Origin of the sequence: Petropleomorpha daqingensis (assembly GCF_013408985.1) — a bacterium.
Lineage (GTDB): Bacteria > Actinomycetota > Actinomycetes > Mycobacteriales > Geodermatophilaceae > Petropleomorpha > Petropleomorpha daqingensis.
On the sequence record NZ_JACBZT010000001.1, the window covers coordinates 1,938,247 to 1,958,143 of the forward strand.

General features: G+C 69.6%; 16 protein-coding genes and 3 rRNA genes. 14 read left to right on the top strand and 5 right to left on the bottom strand.

Annotated elements, in window-relative coordinates; genetic code table 11:
• Window positions 1-30 precede the first annotated feature (30 nt).
• From GGQ55_RS09600 to rrf, 4 genes are all read left to right on the top strand, one after another.
• On the top strand, window positions 31-663 hold the full coding sequence (locus GGQ55_RS09600) for an alpha-ketoglutarate-dependent dioxygenase AlkB (protein ID WP_179716252.1): 633 nt from the start codon (window positions 31-33) through the stop codon (window positions 661-663).
• Window positions 664-1,006: 343 nt separating this feature from the next.
• Window positions 1,007-2,528, top strand: a 16S ribosomal RNA gene (locus tag GGQ55_RS09605).
• A gap of 446 nt (window positions 2,529-2,974) precedes the next feature.
• Window positions 2,975-6,106, top strand: a 23S ribosomal RNA gene (locus GGQ55_RS09610).
• 102 nt (window positions 6,107-6,208) lie between these two features.
• Window positions 6,209-6,325 (top strand): 5S ribosomal RNA (gene rrf, locus GGQ55_RS09615).
• The 16S, 23S and 5S rRNA genes sit together here, the layout of an rRNA operon.
• Window positions 6,326-6,459: 134 nt before the next feature.
• Here the strand turns inward: rrf and GGQ55_RS09620 are convergent.
• The 4 genes from GGQ55_RS09620 to GGQ55_RS09635 form a co-directional block, all read right to left on the bottom strand.
• On the bottom strand, window positions 6,460-7,161 hold the full coding sequence (locus GGQ55_RS09620) for a hypothetical protein (protein WP_179716253.1): 702 nt from the start codon (window positions 7,159-7,161) through the stop codon (window positions 6,460-6,462).
• Window positions 7,158-8,063 (bottom strand): ABC transporter ATP-binding protein, encoded by a 906-nt coding sequence (locus tag GGQ55_RS09625; protein ID WP_366489030.1) that lies wholly within the window; start codon window positions 8,061-8,063, stop codon window positions 7,158-7,160. Before GGQ55_RS09625 ends, GGQ55_RS09620 begins: the two co-directional genes overlap by 4 nt.
• Entirely contained in the window at window positions 8,060-8,422 is a 363-nt protein-coding gene (locus GGQ55_RS09630) for a GntR family transcriptional regulator (protein ID WP_179716254.1), read from the bottom strand. The genes GGQ55_RS09625 and GGQ55_RS09630 overlap by 4 nt, the downstream gene beginning before the upstream one ends.
• 103 nt (window positions 8,423-8,525) lie before the next feature.
• Entirely contained in the window at window positions 8,526-9,284 is a 759-nt protein-coding gene (locus GGQ55_RS09635; RefSeq protein WP_218859225.1) for a PadR family transcriptional regulator, read from the bottom strand.
• A 153-nt stretch (window positions 9,285-9,437) separates the two neighbouring features.
• On the opposite strand from GGQ55_RS09635, the gene GGQ55_RS09640 reads away from it, so the two are divergent.
• From GGQ55_RS09640 to allB, 7 genes are all read left to right on the top strand, one after another.
• Window positions 9,438-9,740 carry an urease subunit gamma gene (locus GGQ55_RS09640; protein ID WP_179716255.1) on the top strand — a complete coding sequence of 101 codons (303 nt, stop codon included), beginning with the start codon at window positions 9,438-9,440 and terminating at the stop codon, window positions 9,738-9,740.
• A complete protein-coding gene (locus GGQ55_RS09645) occupies window positions 9,737-10,039 on the top strand; it encodes an urease subunit beta (RefSeq protein WP_179716256.1) in 303 nt (100 codons plus the stop codon). The genes GGQ55_RS09640 and GGQ55_RS09645 overlap by 4 nt, the downstream gene beginning before the upstream one ends.
• The gene (locus tag GGQ55_RS09650; protein ID WP_179716257.1) at window positions 10,039-11,760 is read left to right on the top strand and encodes an urease subunit alpha; all 1,722 of its coding nucleotides are present in this window, start codon (window positions 10,039-10,041) and stop codon (window positions 11,758-11,760) included. The genes GGQ55_RS09645 and GGQ55_RS09650 overlap by 1 nt, the downstream gene beginning before the upstream one ends.
• Window positions 11,760-12,386: an urease accessory protein UreF gene (locus tag GGQ55_RS09655; protein ID WP_179716258.1), complete on the top strand. Its 627-nt coding sequence runs from the start codon at window positions 11,760-11,762 to the stop codon at window positions 12,384-12,386. The genes GGQ55_RS09650 and GGQ55_RS09655 overlap by 1 nt, the downstream gene beginning before the upstream one ends.
• Before the next feature lie 1,809 nt (window positions 12,387-14,195).
• Window positions 14,196-14,870, top strand: a complete 675-nt coding sequence (ureG, locus tag GGQ55_RS09660; RefSeq protein WP_179716259.1) for an urease accessory protein UreG — start codon at window positions 14,196-14,198, stop codon at window positions 14,868-14,870.
• Complete coding sequence (locus tag GGQ55_RS09665) at window positions 14,867-15,532, top strand: urease accessory protein UreD (protein ID WP_179716260.1); 666 nt, start codon at window positions 14,867-14,869, stop codon at window positions 15,530-15,532. Before ureG ends, GGQ55_RS09665 begins: the two co-directional genes overlap by 4 nt.
• Window positions 15,529-16,842, top strand: coding sequence for an allantoinase AllB (gene allB / locus GGQ55_RS09670; protein WP_179716261.1), 1,314 nt, complete (start codon window positions 15,529-15,531; stop codon window positions 16,840-16,842). Before GGQ55_RS09665 ends, allB begins: the two co-directional genes overlap by 4 nt.
• A 3-nt stretch (window positions 16,843-16,845) precedes the next feature.
• Here allB and GGQ55_RS09675 read toward each other — a convergent pair whose 3' ends face one another.
• On the bottom strand, window positions 16,846-17,004 hold the full coding sequence (locus GGQ55_RS09675) for a hypothetical protein (RefSeq protein WP_179716262.1): 159 nt from the start codon (window positions 17,002-17,004) through the stop codon (window positions 16,846-16,848).
• A gap of 61 nt (window positions 17,005-17,065) precedes the next feature.
• Between GGQ55_RS09675 and alc the strand changes: the two genes are divergently transcribed.
• The 3 genes from alc to GGQ55_RS09690 are packed head-to-tail and all read left to right on the top strand — an operon-like array spanning window position 17,066 to window position 19,895.
• Window positions 17,066-18,196, top strand: coding sequence for an allantoicase (alc, locus tag GGQ55_RS09680; RefSeq protein WP_179716263.1), 1,131 nt, complete (start codon window positions 17,066-17,068; stop codon window positions 18,194-18,196).
• Window positions 18,193-18,492: a DUF4333 domain-containing protein gene (locus GGQ55_RS09685; RefSeq protein WP_179716264.1), complete on the top strand. Its 300-nt coding sequence runs from the start codon at window positions 18,193-18,195 to the stop codon at window positions 18,490-18,492. The genes alc and GGQ55_RS09685 overlap by 4 nt, the downstream gene beginning before the upstream one ends.
• A gap of 26 nt (window positions 18,493-18,518) precedes the next feature.
• Window positions 18,519-19,895: an 8-oxoguanine deaminase gene (locus GGQ55_RS09690; protein ID WP_218859226.1), complete on the top strand. Its 1,377-nt coding sequence runs from the start codon at window positions 18,519-18,521 to the stop codon at window positions 19,893-19,895.
• The last annotated feature ends 2 nt before the right edge of the window (window positions 19,896-19,897 follow it).

The window sequence follows — 19,897 nt, forward strand, 5'->3', positions numbered from 1 at the left end:
CATGTGCGAAAACTCCGATAGCGTGCCCGCATGACGCTCGCGCACCAGCCCTCGATGTGGGACCTCGCCGAGGAGGCCGCGCTCACCCCGCTGGCCGGCTCGGTCGTCCGGCACCGGCTGAGCCGGGGAGCGTGGGTCGACCACCTGCCCGGCTGGGTCACCGGGTCTGACGAGGTGCTGGAGGTCCTCCTCGGGGACATCGGCTGGCGGGCGGACCGGCGGCAGATGTACGAGCGGGAGGTCGCCGTCCCGCGCCTGCTGCGCTGGTACGGCGGGCACGAGCAGCTGCCGCACCCATTGCTGACCGAGGCGCGGGAGGCGCTCAACCGCCACTACGGCGCCGAGCTCGGCGAGCGCTTCGTCTCCGCCGGCATGTGCCTGTACCGCGACGGCCGGGACAGCGTGGCCTGGCACGGTGACCGCATCGGCCGCGGCCGCTCGGCGGACACGATGGTCGCCATCGTGTCCTTCGGCTCGCCCCGACCGCTGATGCTCCGGCCCGCCGGGGGAGGCGGCGAGAGCCTGCGCTTCCCGCTGGGCCACGGAGACCTGGTGGTCATGGGGGGCTCGTGCCAGCGCACGTGGGAGCACTGCATCCCGAAGACGGCGAAGCCCGTCGGACCCCGGGTGAGCGTGCAGTTCCGGCCGGCCGGCGTCGCCTGAACCGTCGCGTGGCGGGGGTCTCAGGACCCCCCGCTGCAGAGCCTCTCCGGAGTCGTGTACCTTCGTTCTTGTTGCGCCGCCGAGGCCCCCACGGGGCCGCGGAGAACCCACCGGGTAAACACCCCCGCGAGCGGCGCACAGTGGGAAAAGTCGCCAGTGACGAAAGCCCGAAAGGGCCGAGTTGGTGCGCGTCCGCTCCTTGAGAACTCAACAGCGTGCCGAAAGTCAGTGCCAAGTAACAAACCCCCGATGCCGGGTCGTCTTTTGGATGGCCCGGTGGGGATTCCTTTGGTTGATTGACATCAAGAGTGCTAGCTCTTGGTTCTCAGCCGCGATCAAATCATCTACGGAGAGTTTGATCCTGGCTCAGGACGAACGCTGGCGGCGTGCTTAACACATGCAAGTCGAACGAGGCCCTCCTTCGGGGGGTGTCCTAGTGGCGAACGGGTGAGTAACACGTGGGCAACCTGCCCCCGGCTCTGGGATAACTCCAAGAAATTGGGGCTAATACCGGATATGTCCGCTGACCGCATGGTCTGGTGGTGGAAAGGGTTTCCGGCTGGGGATGGGCCCGCGGCCTATCAGCTTGTTGGTGGGGTAGTGGCCTACCAAGGCGACGACGGGTAGCCGGCCTGAGAGGGTGACCGGCCACACTGGGACTGAGACACGGCCCAGACTCCTACGGGAGGCAGCAGTGGGGAATATTGCGCAATGGGCGAAAGCCTGACGCAGCGACGCCGCGTGGGGGATGACGGCCTTCGGGTTGTAAACCTCTTTCAGCAGGGACGAAGCGCAAGTGACGGTACCTGCAGAAGAAGCACCGGCCAACTACGTGCCAGCAGCCGCGGTAATACGTAGGGTGCAAGCGTTGTCCGGAATTATTGGGCGTAAAGAGCTCGTAGGCGGTTCGTCGCGTCGGCTGTGAAATCCCGAGGCTCAACCTCGGGTCTGCAGTCGATACGGGCGGACTGGAGTTCGGCAGGGGAGACTGGAATTCCTGGTGTAGCGGTGAAATGCGCAGATATCAGGAGGAACACCGGTGGCGAAGGCGGGTCTCTGGGCCGATACTGACGCTGAGGAGCGAAAGCGTGGGGAGCGAACAGGATTAGATACCCTGGTAGTCCACGCCGTAAACGTTGGGCGCTAGGTGTGGGGGCCATTCCACGGTCTCCGTGCCGCAGCTAACGCATTAAGCGCCCCGCCTGGGGAGTACGGCCGCAAGGCTAAAACTCAAAGGAATTGACGGGGGCCCGCACAAGCGGCGGAGCATGTTGCTTAATTCGATGCAACGCGAAGAACCTTACCTAGGCTTGACATGCACGGAAATCTCGCAGAGATGCGGGGTGCCTTTGGCGTCGTGCACAGGTGGTGCATGGTTGTCGTCAGCTCGTGTCGTGAGATGTTGGGTTAAGTCCCGCAACGAGCGCAACCCTCGTTCCATGTTGCCAGCACGTAATGGTGGGGACTCATGGGAGACTGCCGGGGTCAACTCGGAGGAAGGTGGGGATGACGTCAAATCATCATGCCCCTTATGTCTAGGGCTGCAAACATGCTACAATGGCCGGTACAAAGGGCTGCGATACCGTGAGGTGGAGCGAATCCCAAAAAGCCGGTCTCAGTTCGGATTGGGGTCTGCAACTCGACCCCATGAAGTTGGAGTCGCTAGTAATCGCAGATCAGCAACGCTGCGGTGAATACGTTCCCGGGCCTTGTACACACCGCCCGTCACGTCACGAAAGTCGGTAACGCCCGAAGCCGGTGGCCCAACCCCTTGTGGGAGGGAGCCGTCGAAGGCGGGATCGGCGATTGGGACGAAGTCGTAACAAGGTAGCCGTACCGGAAGGTGCGGCTGGATCACCTCCTTTCTAAGGAGCAGCTGGCCGGCCGCCCGCACGGGTGCCGGTCCAGGGCCATGCCAGAACGAAGACGGTGGATCACTCCGATCCGCCGCGGGTTGTCTGGGTGGTGCTCGAGGGTGGAACGCTGACCAGTTCGGCCGGTGCCTCATCGACGGCGCCGCTAGTACTGCATGTCTTCGGGCGTGCGTGGAACGCGGCGCGGGGTGGGGGCCGGGCGTAGGCACGCTGTTGGGTCCTGAGGGAGCGGACTGTTTCCCTTGACGCAGGACCATCCCTGGTCTCACACCGCCGGCCCCTTGTGGGGGGTCCGGGTCTGGTGGGGCCGGCGGGGGGTGGTGGCTGTTTGTTGGTTGAGAACTGCACAGTGGACGCGAGCATCTTTGACCGGCCGCATCGTCTTTTTTTCAAAAGAGGGTGTCGGCTGGTTTTTGTCGAGTTGTTTGTTGTGTGTTGGTTAAGTTGTTAAGGGCACACGGTGGATGCCTGGGCATCAGGAGCCGATGAAGGACGTGGGAGGCTGCGATAAGCCTCGGGGAGCTGCCAACCGAGCGTTGATCCGAGGGTGTCCGAATGGGGGAACCCCGCACCAGTCATGTGGTGTGACCCGCGCCTGAACACATAGGGCGTGTGGAGGGAACGTGGGGAAGTGAAACATCTCAGTACCCACAGGAAGAGAAAACAACCGTGATTCCGTGAGTAGTGGCGAGCGAAAGCGGATCTTAGGCTAAACCGGTCGCATGTGATACCCGGCAGGGGTTGTGTGGTCGGGGTTGTGGGAGCATCCAGTTCGGTCTGCCGGCCGGGCGGGGAGTGAGAAAGACTCGTGGTTAGTGGAAGGCCTCTGGAAGGGGTCGCCGCAGAGGGTGAGAGCCCCGTACACGAAAACCCGAGTCCTCCCGGATGTTTTCCCGAGTAGCACCGAGCCCGTGAAATTCGGTGTGAATCTGGCGGGACCACCCGCTAAGCCTGAATACTCCCTGATGACCGATAGCGGACGAGTACCGTGAGGGAAAGGTGAAAAGTACCCCGGGAGGGGAGTGAAATAGTACCTGAAACCGTGTGCCTACAAGCCGTGAGAGCCTTAGCCGGGTGTACCTGGCGGGGTGATTGCGTGCCTTTTGAAGAATGAGCCTGCGAGTTAGCGGTACGTGGCGAGGTTAACCCGTGGGGGGTAGCCGTAGCGAAAGCGAGTCCGAACAGGGCGAGGATAGTCGCGTGCTCTAGACCCGAAGCCGAGTGATCTACCCATGGCCAGGTTGAAGCGCGGGTAAGACCGCGTGGAGGACCGAACCCACCAGGGTTGAAAACCTGGGGGATGAGCTGTGGGTAGGGGTGAAAGGCCAATCAAACTCGGTGATAGCTGGTTCTCCCCGAAATGCATTTAGGTGCAGCGTCGCGTGTTTCTTGCCGGAGGTAGAGCACTGGATGGCTGATGGGCCCTACCAGGTTACTGACGTCAACCAAACTCCGAATGCCGGTAAGTGAGAGCGCGGCAGTGAGACTGCGGGCGATAAGGTTCGTAGTCGAGAGGGAAACAGCCCAGATCATCGGCTAAGGCCCCTAAGCGTGTGCTAAGTGGAAAAGGATGTGGGATCGCAGAGACAACCAGGAGGTTGGCTTAGAAGCAGCCACCCTTGAAAGAGTGCGTAATAGCTCACTGGTCAAGTGGTTCCGCGCCGACAATGTAGCGGGGCTCAAGCACACCGCCGAAGCCGTGACACTCACACATGAAGCCCGCCGCCGGCACAAGCCGGCGGCCAGGTGTGTGGGTGGGTAGGGGAGCGTCGTGTGGTGGGTGAAGCGGCGGAGGGATCCAGCCGTGGACGCCACGCGAGTGAGAATGCAGGCATGAGTAGCGAAAGGGGAGTGAGAAACTCCCCCGCCGGATGACCAAGGGTTCCTGGGCCAGGCTAATCCGCCCAGGGTGAGTCGGGACCTAAGGCGAGGCCGACAGGCGTAGTCGATGGACAACGGGTTGATATTCCCGTACCCGCGAAGGAGCGCCCATGCCGGACCCAGCGATGCTAACCGCCCGAACCGGTCGCGGCTTTCGAGCCAAGATCGGGGAGCGCGGGACCCGGACTGGTAGTAGGCAAGCGATGGGGTGACGCAGGAAGGTAGTCCTCCCGGTGAGTGGTAGTACCGGTGCAAGGGTGTGGCCCGTCCGATAGGCAAATCCGTCGGACATTGTGGGTGAGGCCTGACGCATAGCCGAATGAGGCGAATGGGATGATCCTATGCTGCCGAGAAAAGCCTCTAGCGAGTTCCGAGCGGCCCGTACCCCAAACCAACTCAGGTGGTCAGGTAGAGAATACCGAGGCGATCGAGCGAACTGTGGTTAAGGAACTCGGCAAAATGCCCCCGTAACTTCGGGAGAAGGGGGACCCTCTGCTGTGAACCGCCGCGCGCGGGGTAGCGGTGGGGGGTCGCAGAGACCAGTGAGAAGCGACTGTTTACTAAAAACACAGGTCCGTGCGAAGTCGTAAGACGATGTATACGGACTGACGCCTGCCCGGTGCTGGAACGTTAAGGGGACGGGTTAGTGCACCTCGTGTGTGCGAAGCTCAGAACTCAAGCGCCAGTAAACGGCGGTGGTAACTATAACCATCCTAAGGTAGCGAAATTCCTTGTCGGGTAAGTTCCGACCTGCACGAATGGCGTAACGACTTCTCAGCTGTCTCAACCACAGGCTCGGCGAAATTGCACTACGAGTAAAGATGCTCGTTACGCGCGGCAGGACGGAAAGACCCCGGGACCTTCACTACAGCTTGATATTGGTGTTCGGTTCGGCTTGTGTAGGATAGGTGGGAGACTGTGAAGCGGGCACGCCAGTGTCCGTGGAGTCGCCGTTGAAATACCACTCTGGTCGAATTGGATGTCTAACCTCGGTCCGTGATCCGGATCAGGGACAGTGTCAGGTGGGTAGTTTAACTGGGGCGGTTGCCTCCCAAAATGTAACGGAGGCGCCCAAAGGTTCCCTCAGCCTGGTTGGCAATCAGGTGTCGAGTGCAAGTGCACAAGGGAGCTTGACTGCGAGACCGACGGGTCGAGCAGGAGCGAAAGCTGGGACTAGTGACCCGGCACCGGCATGTGGAAGCGGTGTCGCTCAACGGATAAAAGGTACCCCGGGGATAACAGGCTGATCTTCCCCAAGAGTCCATATCGACGGGATGGTTTGGCACCTCGATGTCGGCTCGTCGCATCCTGGGGCTGGAGTAGGTCCCAAGGGTTGGGCTGTTCGCCCATTAAAGCGGTACGCGAGCTGGGTTTAGAACGTCGTGAGACAGTTCGGTCCCTATCCGCCGCGCGCGTAAGAGACTTGCGAAGAGCTGTCCCTAGTACGAGAGGACCGGGACGGACGAACCTCTGGTGTGCCAGTTGTACCGCCAGGTGCACTGCTGGTTGGCTACGTTCGGCAGGGATAACCGCTGAAAGCATCTAAGCGGGAAGCTCGCTTCAAGATGAGGTCTCTCACCCACTCGATGGGGTAAGGCCCCCGCCCAGACCAGCGGGTTGATAGGCCGGAGGTGGAAGCACCGCAAGGTGTGCAGCTGACCGGTACTAACAGGCCGAGGACTTACCACACACACATTCTTCTCGATCGTGTCTCGCGTCCACTGTGCGGTTCTGAACCCACAAACCCACACCCGGTAACGGGTCTGCGGTGTGTGACAGGTTCACAGCGTTACGGCGGCCATGGCGAGAGGGAAACGCCCGGTCACATTCCGAACCCGGAAGCTAAGCCTCTCAGCGCCGATGGTACTGCCCTGGAGACGGGGTGGGAGAGTAGGACGCCGCCGGACATACCTCACCGAAAGGGCCCCAGCCACCAGGCTGGGGCCCTTTCGCATACCCACCCCCCGCGCTTTATCGCGCGAAACCACCCGCGGTTAAGCGCGCGAAACCACCCGCGGTTGAGCGCGCGAAACCGCAGCTGTCAGGGGACGGTGCGGCGCAGGCCGGTCCAGGTCAGGCCGGCGAAGACCACCGCCAGGGCTGCCGGCAGAGCGACGGCGAGAGTCACCACCGAACGGTCGGCGAACCATCCCCCGACCTGCGTCCACGCACCCAGTGCCGTGACGAGCACGACGAGGCCGCCGATCACGACCAGGCTGCCGAGGATCAGGCCCCACGTCCCCGCGGTGCCCCAGCGCTTGTGCACCACGCCGATGCCCGCGCCGCAGGCGATGAACGCGAGCATGGGTGCGCCGGAGACGAGCACCTGCAGCGCGAAGTTGTCGACGTCGAGTCCCGCCGGCGCCCAGAAGTGCAGGCCCACACCCCAGCCGTCGGTGGCGCCCTCGATGGCGACCAGGACGGCCAGGATCACGCCGTACAGCACGGCCTGGACGACTCCCATGAGCGCCGTGCCCAGGTAGAAGGTGCGCCGGCTCAGGCTCAGGCCCATCGCGAAGGGCAGCATCTGCGTCACGGCCTGGACGTAGACGATGGCGACCGTGATGTAGAGGCTCACGACCCCACCGGTGAAGCCGCCGTCGTTCGCCTGGTGCTGCAGGTCGGCGAAGAACCAGATCGCCCAGTTGATGGCGAAGCTGATCCCGACGACCAGCCACGCGATGCCGAGCGCCACCATCGGGTGGATCAGGTGCAGCCGTGCGGCCGCGACGACGCGGTTCATCGTGCGATCTCCTCGAGGTCGGTCCGGGCGTCGGCGTGGGTCGCGGCGTTGCGCCGGCTCATCGACACCACGAGTTGCTGGAGCGGGGTGGCCTCCCAGGTCAGGCCCTCGGCGCCCGGGTCGTCGTCGTGCGTCAGCCGGACGACGGCGCGGGCCGAGCCGGCCAGCGACTCCCGGTGCAGGACGTCGTGCCGGGCACCGAAGGCGTCGACCCGCTCGCGCGCACCGGACACCGTGACCGCGCTCGCGCGCAGCGTCTCGGCGTCGTCGTCGAGCACGATCCGGCCGTGGTCGATGAGCAGCACGTGCTCGAGCAGGTCGGCGATCTCCTCGATGAGGTGCGTCGAGAGCAGGATCGTCCGCGGGTGCTCGGCGTAGTCGGCCAGCAGCCGGTCGTAGAACAGCTGCCGGGCGACGGCGTCCAGGCCGAGGTACGGCTCGTCGAAGAGCGTCAGCGGGGCCCGCGAGGCGAGCCCGATGATGATGCCCACCGCGGAGTTCATGCCGCGGGAGAGCTTCTTGATCGTCCGCCTCTCCGGCAGGTCGAAGTCGCGCAGCAGGGAGTGGGCCAGGTCGTCGTCCCAGTGCGGGAAGAGCATGGCCGCGGCAGCCAGGGCGTCCCGCACCCGGAAGTGGTCGGGGTAGCGCTGGCCCTCCTTGATGAAGGCCAGCTGCGACAGGACGGCGTCGTTCTCGAAGGGCCGGTCGCCGAACACCTCCACGCGGCCGCCGGTGGGCACCCGGTGCCCGGTGAGCAGCTGCATCAGCGTCGTCTTGCCCGCGCCGTTGCGGCCGAGCAGACCGGTGATGGTGTCCTGCTCGAGGACGGCGCTGACGTCGTCCAGGGCGACCTGGTCGCGGAAGCGCATGGTGACGCCCTCGAGCCGGGCGACGGCGGTCACTGCTCGCCGCCCTTCTCGGTCAGCATCGCGCGGACCTCGGTCACGGAGATGCCGAGCTTGCCGGCCTCCGCGAGCAGCGGCACCACGAACTGGTCGGCGAACTCGCTGCGCCGCCGCTTCAGCAGCTGATCACGCGCGCCGGTGGCGACGAACATCCCTACTCCTCGTCTCTTGTAGAGCACGCCGTCGGCCACCAGTTGGTTGAGCCCCTTGGCCGCGGTCGCGGGGTTGATGCGGTGGAAGGCAGCCAGCTCGTTGGAGGACGGCGCCTGGCTCTCCTCGGGCAGGGAGCCGTCGACGATGGAGTCCTCGAGCTGGGTCGCGATCTGCCGGAAGATCGGCCCGCCGTCCTCGTTCACGCCGCCTCGGCGCGCACGAGAAGAGCCCGGCGGTTCGCGGGTTCATTACTCATGTAACGAACCGTAGAACCACCGGGCTCCGTACCGCAAGCCCCTGAGGGGGTCAGCTCTCGGTCGCGCCCTCGCTGCCGGGCGCCGACTCACCGGACCCCGCCTCGCCGGCGAGGATCAGGTAGAGGGACCGGCGGGCGTCGGCGAGCACCGTGGCCGCAGCGGCCAGCTGCTGCGGATCGCCGACCCGGGCCAGCTGCCCGGCGGCGCCCATGAGCTCGCCGATCGCGCCGCGCAGGTCGACGCGGTCGCCGTCACCGGCGAAGGCCGCGAACGGGTCGACGTCCCCCAGGCTCTCGACGTGGGCTCGGCCGGCCTCGGTCAGCGTGACGAGCTTGCGCCCGCCCTCGGTGCTGACCTGGACCAGTCCCTCGTCCTCGAGCTGGGCGATCGTCGGGTAGACCGCACCCGGCGAGAGCCGCCAGCCGCCGCTGGTGCGGTCGGCGACCGCCTGCATGAGCTGGTAGCCGTGCATTGGCTCCTCGGCGAGGAGCTTCAGGATCGCGGTGCGGACGTCGCCGCGGCCGGCGCGGCCGTGCCGCCCGCGGCGGTGACCGCGTCGGGCCTCGCGGAGCCGCTCCCGAGGGTCGGCACCGAAGTCCGGATCGAAACCGGGCCGCGGGGGCATCGGCGGGCCGGGCGGGACCGGGGGCATCCCCGGGCCGCCGAAGCCTCCGCCGGGCGGGAAGTGGCGACGACCGCGCGGACCGTCCGCCCAGTCGTGGCCGGGGTGCCGGCGCCCCTCGGGGGCCGGCGCGTCGAAGTCGAAGTCGCGGCGGCTGTGCCGCGACCACGGGGTTGTGGGCCTCATGGCACACCTCCTGGTTGGTGTTGGGTCGTCCATATCGACGACGCAGTCACGATATATCGCGTTGTGTCGGAATGCAAGGGCCTTGCATCGGCAACCGGGGCGTTACACGGTGCGGCTAGCGTCCGTCGTCCCCGATGGCCGGAGGTCGTCCCCGTGCACCTGTCCCCCCACGAGCAGGAACGGCTGCTGCTGTCCTACGCCGCGGAGCTGGCCCGCCGCCGTCAGGCACGTGGGTTGAAGCTGAACCTCCCGGAGGCGACCGCCCTGATCACCGACCACGTCCTGGAAGGTGCCCGGGACGGCGTCCTCGTCGCCGAGCTGATGCAGTCCGGCCGCACGGTCCTCACCAGGGACGACGTCATGGACGGCGTCCCCGAGCTGCTCGAGGAGGTGCAGGTGGAGGCGACCTTCCCGGACGGGACGAAGCTGGTGACCGTCCACCACCCCATCCCGTGATCCCCGGCGAGGTGATCCCGGTCGACGGGACGATCGAGACGCGGGAGGGCGCCCCGCGCATCGAGCTCGAGGTGACCAACGCCGGCGACCGGCCGGTGCAGGTCGGCTCGCACTTCCACTTCGCGCAGACCAACCGCGCGCTGCAGTTCGACCGGGCGACCGCGCGCGGTCATCGGCTGGACATCGCCGCCGGCACCGCCGTCCGCTTCGAGCCGGGGATCACCAGGACCGTGACGCTCGTGCCGCTCGGCGGCGCCCGCGTCGTCCCGGGCCTGACCCCCGAAGGCGGGCTGGGCTGATGGTGCGGCTCTCCCGCGAGCGGTACGCGCAGCTCTACGGCCCCACCGCCGGCGACCGGGTCCGGCTGGCCGACACCGATCTGCTGATCGAGGTCGAGGAGGACCGCTGCGGCGGTCCCGGCCGGGCCGGCGACGAGGCGGTGTTCGGCGGGGGCAAGGTGATCCGCGAGTCGATGGGGCAGGGCCGGGCGACCCGCGCGCAGGGCGCCCCGGACCTGGTCATCACGGGCGCCGTCGTCCTCGACCACTGGGGGATCGTCAAGGCCGACGTCGGCATCCGCGACGGCCGGATCGTCGCGCTGGGCAAGGCCGGCAACCCCGACACCATGGACGGCGTCCACCCCGAGCTGGTGATCGGACCGGGCACCGAGGTGCTGGCCGGCAACGGGAAGATCCTCACGGCCGGCGGCATCGACTGCCACGTGCACTTCATCTGCCCGCAGATCGTCCCGACGGCGCTCGGCTCAGGGGTCACCACGCTGATCGGCGGCGGCACCGGGCCGGCCGAGGGCTCCAAGGCCACCACGATCACGCCCGGCGACTGGTACCTGGCCCGGATGCTCGAGGCGATGGACCCCTGGCCGGTCAACGTGGCGCTGCTCGGCAAGGGCAACACGGTCTCGCTCGACGCGCTGGAGGAGCAGCTGCGGGCCGGCGCGAGCGGGTTCAAGCTGCACGAGGACTGGGGCTCCACGCCCGCCGCGATCGATGCCGCGCTCACCGTGGCCGGGCGCCACGGCGTCCCGGTCGCCCTGCACTCGGACACGCTCAACGAGGCAGGCTTCGTCGAGGACACCCTGGCCGCGATCGCCGGCCGGTCGATCCACGCGTACCACACCGAGGGTGCCGGCGGCGGTCACGCTCCGGACATCATCACCGTCGCCGGGCACCCCAACGTGCTGCCCTCGAGCACCAACCCGACGCGGCCGCACACGGTGAACACCCTCGACGAGCACCTCGACATGCTCATGGTCTGCCACCACCTGGACTCGAGCGTGCCGGAGGACCTCGCGTTCGCCGAGAGCCGGATCCGGCCGACCACGATCGCCGCCGAGGACCTGCTGCACGACCTCGGCGCCATCTCGATGATCGGCTCCGACGCCCAGGCGATGGGCCGGGTCGGCGAGGTCGTCCTGCGGACCTGGCAGACCGCGCACGTGATGAAGCGCAAGCGGGGGTCGCTGGAGGGGGACGGCGCCGCGGACAACCGGCGCGCCCGCCGGTACGTCGCCAAGTACACGATCTGCCCCGCGGTGGCGCACGGCATCGACGGGGAGGTCGGCTCGGTGGAGCCGGGCAAGCTCGCCGACCTGGTGCTCTGGGATCCCAAGCTGTTCGGCGTCCGGCCGCACGTCGTCCTCAAGGGCGGGATGATCGCCTGGGCGCAGATGGGCGACGCCAACGCCTCGATCCCCACCCCGCAGCCGCAGCTCCCGCGGCCGATGTTCGGTGCGTACGGGCGGGTTCCGGCGCGCACCTCGCTGCACTTCGTGGCGCCGGCCGCACTGGAGGCGGGCCTGGCCGACCGGCTGGGTGTCGAGCGGCGGCTGGCCGCCGTCACCGACACCACGCGCCTGGGCAAGGCGGACCTGCCCGAGAACACGGCGCTGCCGGAGATCCGGGTCGACCCGGACACGTTCACGGTGCGCGTGGACGGCGAGGTGTGGGAGCCCGAGCCGGTCCGCGAGCTGCCCATGGCCCAGCGCTACTTCCTGTTCTGATGACCGCCGCCCTGCTGACCCTGGCCGACTCGCGGTTGCCCGCGGGCGGGCACACGCACTCCGGGGGCGTCGAGCAGGCGATCGCGGCGGGCGTGGTGCGCGACCCGGGAACGCTCGCGGCGTTCCTGCGCCGCCGGCTGCACACGGCCGGCGCGGTCGCGGCCGGGCTGGCGGCGGCTGCGTGCGGCGCCGACTGCGGCGAATTGGCGGGGCTGGACGCCGAGGCCGACGCCCGGACGCCGTCTCCGGCGCTGCGGGCGGCGTCCCGTGCCCAGGGGCGCGGGCTGGTCCGGGTCGGGTGGCGGGCGTGGCCGTCGCCGTCCTGGGACGACCTTCCCGACCGGCCGCACCACCCGCTCGCGCTCGGCGTCGCCGCGCACGCCGGGGGACTCACGCCCCGGGATGCCGCAGCGGCTGCGGCCTACCTCTCGGTCAGCGGCCCGGCGACCGCCGCCCAGCGGCTGCTCGCCATGGACCCGCTCACCGTCGCCGCGCTCACTGCCCGCCTCGCTCCCGAGATCGACGAGGTCTCCGCCGTGGACGGGCTCCCGGCGGCCGCCGACCCCCTGCTCGACCTCCTCGCCGAGGTCCACGCCGCCCGGAAAGATCGGTTCTTTGCCTCCTAGGTTCCGTGACAGCGCCGAGGCGGGGTTCAGCCACCCAGCTGCCGCTTGCCTCACCTTGGCGGTGAGGCGCCGGCGGACCTATGGCCGGCCTGCGGGTAGCCCGTTGATCGCCCCACCGTTTCCACACCCGACTGGCCGTGGACGGCTTGGGGTCGGGATGGACGCCGAGGCGCCTTTGAGAGCGCATCTACCCGGTTGTGATCACCACGTGTCGGGCCTGACCTCGCCGCGGAAGAGGGTGCCCGTTCCTGACCGACATAGTCGGTCGTGCTTCCATCGCGCTGGTGGGGAACGGGCCGCTCCCGCGGTCGCCCGCGGAGGCGGGCAGTGAGGCCGTGCGCGAGCGCGCGGCGACCGATCGCGACGGCGGCACCTTCGTGCCGGGTCACGATGACTGAGGAGTCGGAGAAGACCCGCTGCCACGCCGCGCCACCGACGCGGGAGGTGTACGCCGGATCGACGGCGATGACCGCGAGATTCCTCCGCTCGGCCATGCGGGGTAGCCGGTCGCGGACTTGTGCAGTGGGGAACTCGGTGAGCAACCGACGAAAGGTCCGGTTTCGACCGTGGGCTTCCCTCGACTTCTCAGCCGTGCCGAATCCGAGATCTTCTACTGCAACGGCCGATGCCCCTGTGCTGACGGCGTACTCGAGGACGCGGCCGAGCGCTTCGCGTAGTCGGCCATCGCGAGCGGCTGTAGACAGCCCCCTGAGTTCTAGTGGAATGCGTCGAGGACGGCCCATGGGGTTGCCGGCGCGGTCGAGTCGCCAGCACGCGAAGTGGTCGACGTTGAAGTCCACCCCGACGACGCCTTGCTCCCGAGTCTGTTGGAGGGTCCTCGGAGGCCCGGAGGGCCGCTGCCACGACGCCCGGAGAGTGACAGTCGGCCTCCCGCGCTTCGTGACCCCGAATGCTAGGTCGAGGCGGGTGCTCAGCCGCGTGGTGATGCGATCGGCCAGCTCCTCGGCGCAGAAACGGAATGCGACCGGCTGGGAGAGGCGTACTCGTGTGCTCACCCCGAAGCGCTGCGCCACCGGGCGGGGGACGGAGATCGTCAGCCACAGCCGGCCGGTCTCGTCGCGAGTGAGTGTCATGCAGGGATTTCCGCCCGGCTTTCCCGCATTACCGATCGCGCCGAACCAGGCGCGCTGCTTCTGCCAACGGAATCGCCATGAGGCCGTGTCCAGGCCGGCCTCGGCTAGGTGGTGGCGGCGCTTCTGCAGCTGGGCGGACCCGAGAACGACCGTGTACTGCCGCTCTGTCAAGCGACGCTCGACTCTCTTGAGGCGACCGCGGAGGACGTCGAGCCGGCGGCACTTCATCACACGCTCGTGCTCGGTCGAATATCCGTCCCTGCAGACGTCGCAGCCGCGCTTCCGTCTGCAACCACAACCGCTGCGCGACGGGGCCGCGATTCGGCTCTCGAGGCGGTTGATGGCGGCTCGAAGCATGGAACGTTGGTTCCACAGTGCTTCCTTGGCGGCCCTAACCGCAGCGTCGTTGTCTGCGCAGGCGGTCTCTGCGAACCGTGCCACCACGCCGAAATCGCGGATCAGAGACTTGGACCGCTCATTGGCAGCCATTCCCGCTAGGGCGGATTTCAGATCAGCGACACGCATGCGGGTCAGGTGCTCGCCAATTGCTTCTAGCAGTAGACGTTCGCCTTCGGTGAGTCGGAGCCGTGTGCTCGCCGAACATCCGCGTGACGGCGCAACGACATGCGTCGGCTTACGCGGTCGACGAGGCATGCTCCGACTCTTCACTGCAGGTACGACAAATCCCACGCTGTATGAATGCGATTGGAATCAGATGCCTCCTGATCACAACCTGCAGGACTACGTCGACGCTCCGCGAGAGCACCGGCACCGGGAGGGCGGGACGGGTGCACTGCGGGTCGGACTCGGCGGTCCGGTCGGCTCCGGCAAGACGGCGCTGGCCGCGGCGCTGTGCCGCACGCTCGGCGGCGAGTACGACCTCGCCGTCGTCACCAACGACATCTACACGACCGAGGACGCCGACTTCCTGCGCCGCAACGCCGTCCTCCCCGACGACCGGATCGAGGCGGTGCAGACCGGCTGCTGCCCGCACACCGCGATCCGCGACGACATCACCGCCAACCTCGACGCCGTCGAGCTCCTCGAGGCCCGCCACCCGGGGCTCGAGCTCGTGCTGGTCGAGTCCGGCGGGGACAACCTGACCGCCAGCTTCAGCTACGGCCTGGTCGACGTGCAGATCTTCGTGATCGACGTCGCCGGCGGGGACAAGGTGCCGCGCAAGGGCGGCCCGGGGGTCACCGCGAGCGACCTGCTCGTGGTCAACAAGACCGACCTCGCCCCGCTGGTCGGCGCCGACCTCGACGTCATGCGCCGCGACTCCGCGCAGGTGCGGCAGGGCAGGCCGACCTTCCTGATCAGCCTCCGGGAGGACCCGGCGGCTCCCCAGGTGGCCGAGTGGGTGCGCGCGCAGGTCCGGGCGCACGGGTGAGGACGACGGTCGAGGTCGTCGCGCGCTGCGTCGCGGGACGCACCGTCCTGCCGGTGGTGCGGGCGAGCGGTCAGCTCGCCGTCCGCCGGACCGGCCCGACCACGGTGCACCTGGTCGCCACCGCGTTCGGGCCGCTCGGCGGGGACGACGCCGCGATCCGGCTGGTCGTCGAGGAAGGCGCGGTGCTCCACGTGCGCTCCGTGGCCGCGGCGGTCGCGCTGCCGGCCCGCGGGCAGGGGGCGCCGTCGTCCGCAGGCGTGCACGCGACGGTGACCGGCGTGCTCGACCTGCGCCCGGAGCCGACCGTGGTCGCGGCCCGCGCGCACCACCGGGCCGAGCTGCGCGCCGAACTGGCCGAGGGTGCCGTGCTCACGGCGACCGAGCAGGTGCTGCTCGGCCGGACCGGCGAGGAGCCCGGTCGCTGGACCGGCACCACCCGGGTCGAGCGGGCCGGCGTCCCGCTGCTGCACACCACCGTCGACCTGGGCACCGGCAGCCCGTCGTGGTTGCCGCCGGTGACCCCGCGGGCGTATGTCTCGACCGTGCACCTCGGGGAGCAGGCCGGCGTCAGGACCGGCCGGGACGTCGTCCGGCTGCCGCTGCCCGGCGGCTGGGTGACCACGGCGTGGGGCGACGAGCTGCACCGGGTGGCGGTCGCGTGAGCCTCGCCGTCCGCGCCCGCCGGGTCGTGCTGCCCGAGGGCGAGCGCGCCGCGACCGTGCACACGCAGGACGGCCGGATCACCGCCGTCACCGGCTTTGACGACGCGCCGGACGACGTCGTCACCCTCGCCGACGACGAGGTGCTGCTGCCCGGGCTGGTCGACAGCCACGTGCACGTCAACGAGCCCGGCCGCACCGAGTGGGAGGGCTTCGAGACCGCGACGCGGGCGGCCGCCGCCGGCGGCGTCACCACGATCGTGGACATGCCGCTGAACTCGATCCCGCCGACGGTGAACGTCAAGGCGCTGCAGGTGAAGCGCCAGGCGGCCGAGGGCACGGTGGCCGTCGACGTCGCGTTCTGGGGCGGCGCGGTGCCGGGCAACGCGAGCCAGCTGCCACGGCTGCTCGCGGCCGGGGCGGTGGGGGTGAAGTGCTTCCTGCTCGACTCCGGGGTGCCGGAGTTCCCGCCGCTGGACGACGACGGGCTGCGCGCCGCGCTGACGGCGCTGGCGGACGTCGACGGCCTGCTCATCGCGCACTGCGAGGACGACGACGTCATCGCGCACGCGCCGCCGCCGGCCGGGGCCAGCTACGCGCGCTTCCTCGGCTCGCGCCCCGGGACGGCGGAGGAGACCGCGATCGGCCGGCTGATCGCGGCCGCCCGCGACACCGGCGCGCGGGTGCACGTCGTCCACCTCGCCGACGCCGACTCGCTGCCGATGCTGCGCGCCGCGCGGGCCGAGGGCGTGCGGATCACCGTCGAGACCTGCCCGCACTACCTGACCTTCGCCGCCGAGGAGGTGCCCGACGGCGCGACGTCGTTCAAGTGCTGCCCGCCGATCCGCGAGGCCGCGCACCGCGAGGCGCTCTGGGCGGCGCTCGTCGACGGCGACATCGACCTGGTGGTCAGCGACCACTCGCCGTGCACGCCGGAGCTCAAGCGGCTGGACGTGGGCGACTTCGGGCTGGCCTGGGGCGGGATCGCCTCGCTGCAGGTGGCGCTCCCCGTCGTGTGGAGCGGCGCCCGGCACCGCGGGCTGGCGCTCGAGCACGTCGCCCGGTGGATGGCGGCCGGCCCCGCCGCGCTCGCGGGGCTGCCGGCCAAGGGGGCGATCGCCGTGGGCAAGGACGCCGACCTGGTCGCCTTCGCGCCCGACGAGCGGTGGACGGTCACCGAGCTGCTGCACCGCAACCCGGTCACGCCGTACGCGGGGCGGGAGCTCACCGGACGGGTGCGGCGCACCTGGCTGCGGGGCCAGGTGGCCGACGGCGCCCCGATCGGGCGGCTGCTCGACCGGGGCACCGCCTGACGGCTACTGACCTTCCTTGCCCGCGTGCTCCTCGTCGTAGGCCTTGGGGTCCTCCTGCGACCCGCCGGCCGGATCCGGGTTCCCGAGCGCCGTCTCGGCGGGCAGCTCCTCGACGTGCTCGCGGGCGCGCTCGCGCAGGTCGTCGTCGTTCGGTGAGCTCATGCGTTCCTCCTGTGGTCGTGGGTCGGCCTCGCCCTACCCCGTGCTGCCAGACTGACCCCCGATGACCGACTTCCGGAAGCTCCCCGACCTGGCTTCTCGCGCCGTGGGCGGTGCGGTGGTGGCCGCGAGCGACGAGTTCTTCGCCGCCAAGGAGAACCTCGTGGCCGCCGCGGAGCCCGCGCCGCGTGACGACTTCGGGCACAAGGGCAAGGAGTACGACGGCTGGGAGACCCGCCGGCGCCGCTCGCCGGGGCACGACTGGGCGATCGTGCGGCTCGGCCTGCCCGGGATCGTGGCCGGCGTCGTCGTCGACACGGCGTTCTTCACCGGCAACTACCCGCCGCGGGCCGTCGTCGAGGGCGCTGCGGTCGAAGGGCACCCCACCGTCGGCGAGCTCGAGAAAGCCGACTGGCAGCCGTTGCTGCCGCTGTCCGACCTCGCCGGCGACACCGCGAACGCCTTCGCCGTCGACAGCGACCGCCGGATCACGCACGTGCGCCTGGCCATCCACCCGGACGGCGGCGTGGCCCGGCTGCGGGTGCACGGCACGGCGCTCCCGGATCCCCGGCTGCTCGACGCCGGCCCGTTTGACCTGGCGGCGCTGGAGAACGGTGCCCTGGTCACCGGCGTGAGCGACGAGTTCTACGGCCGGCCGACCCAGCTGATCGCGCCCGGCCTGGCCCGCTCGATGGGCGAGGGCTGGGAGACGCGGCGGCGCCGGGGCGACGGCAACGACTGGGTCGAGGTCGCGCTGGCCTGCGAGGGCGTCGTCACGCTCGCCGAGCTGGACACGACGTGGTTCATCGGCAACGCGCCCGGCACCGCCTCGGTGACCGGCCTGACCGCCGAGGGTGAGGTGACCCTGCTGCCGCGGACCCGGCTGCAGCCCGACACCCGGCACCGGTTCGTGCTGCCCTCGGCGCCGGGGGTCTCCCGCGTGCGGCTCGACGTCTTCCCCGACGGCGGCATGGCCCGGCTGCGGCTGTGGGGCCGGCCGACCGCGGCCGGCCGCGCCGCGCTGGGCCGCCGGTGGTTCGAGGCGCTGCCCGACGTCCAGGCGCTGGAGGTGCTCGGCTCGATCGGCGTGCCCCCGTCGGACGCGGGCAGGCTGGTCGGCGCCCGGCCGGTGACCGGCGCGGTGCCGGAAGCCGTAGCGAGGCTGCTCGACGGTCCGGCAACCTACGGGGCGTGATCCGCCGCGTCCTCGTGGTCCTGCCGGTGCTCGTCCTGGCCGCGGGGTGCGGTGCCGGCACGGTCGCCAAGGGCGACGTCGCCGCTGCGGTGGCCCACCAGGTGGAGTCCCAGGTCGGGTCCCGTCCGAAGGTCACCTGCCCCGACGACCTCCAGGCGAAGGTCGGTGCGACGACCCGGTGCACGCTGACCCTCGAGGGCGTCGACGGGACGTACGGGGTGACCGCGAAGGTGACGAAGGTCGACGGCGACCAGGCGAGCTTCGACATCCAGGTGGACGCGCAGCCGCAGGGCTGAGCGCCGGCACCGGCAGGATGGCGGCCATGGAGAGCCGATCCGCCGACCTGCTCGTCACCGACGCCGACCTCGTGGCCACCGTCGACGACGCCCGCCGCGAGATCTCCGGCGGCTGGGTCGCCATCACCGACGGTCTGGTCAGCGGTCTCGGCTCGTCGGCCGATCCGCGGCCGGACGCCGTCCGGACGATCGACGCGCGCGGCTGCCTGGTGACGCCCGGGCTGGTCAACACCCACCACCACCTGTACCAGAACCTGACCCGCGCGTTCGCGCCCGCGCTGACCGGTGGGCTGTTCGACTGGCTGGTCACGCTCTACCCGCTGTGGGCGCGGCTGGACGAGGAGGCCGCCCACGTGTCGGCCTACGTCGGGCTGACCGAGCTGGCGCTGGGCGGCTGCACGACCTCGACCGACCACCTCTACGTGCACCCTGCCGGCGCGGGGGATCTGATCACCGCCGAGATCGCCGCGGCCCGGGAGCTGGGCATGCGCTTCCATCCGACGCGCGGCTCGATGTCGCTGTCGGTCAAGGACGGCGGGCTGCCGCCGGACTCCGTCGTCCAGGACGACGAGGAGATCCTCGCCGAGTCGAAGCGGCTGGTGGAGGCGCACCACGACCGCTCGCCGGCGGCGATGACGCGGATCGCGCTGGCGCCCTGTTCGCCGTTCAGCGTCTCGACCTCGCTGATGGCCCGGACGGCGGAGCTCGCGGAGTCCCTCGACGTCCGGCTGCACACGCACCTGTCCGAGACGCAGGACGAGGACGCCTTCTGCCTCGAGCGCTTCGGCCGCCGGCCGGTCGAGTACTTGGCCGACGTCGGCTGGATGAGCGACCGGGCCTGGCTGGCGCACACGGTGTGGCCGTCCCCTGCCGAGGTGGCGCGGCTCGGCGCGGCGGGGGTGGGGGCGGCGCACTGCCCGTCGTCCAACATGATCCTGGGCAGTGGGCTGGCCCCGATCGCCGAGCTCCGGGCCGCCGGGGCGCCGGTCGGGCTGGGCGTGGACGGGTCGGCCTCGGCGGACTCGGCGTCGCTGTGGCTGGAGGCCCGGACGGCGATGCTGCAGGGCAAGCTGCGGCTCGGCGCTGGGGCCTTCTCGGCCCGCGACGCGCTGGAGATCGCCACGCGGGGCGGCGCGGCGGTGCTCGGGCGGTCCGGGGAGATCGGCGAGCTGTCGGTCGGCGCGTGCGGGGACCTCGCCGTGTGGGCGCTCGACGGGGTCCGGTTCGCCGGGGCGCTGTCGGACCCCGTCGAGGCGTGGCTGCGCTGCGGGCCGGTGTCCGCACGGCACACCGTCGTCGCCGGACGGTTCGTGGTCGAGGACGGCGTCCCGGTGCACCCCTGCCTGGAGGAGCAGCTCGCCGTACACCGTCGCGTCTCCGCCGCGATGCAGGCCGCCGGCTGACA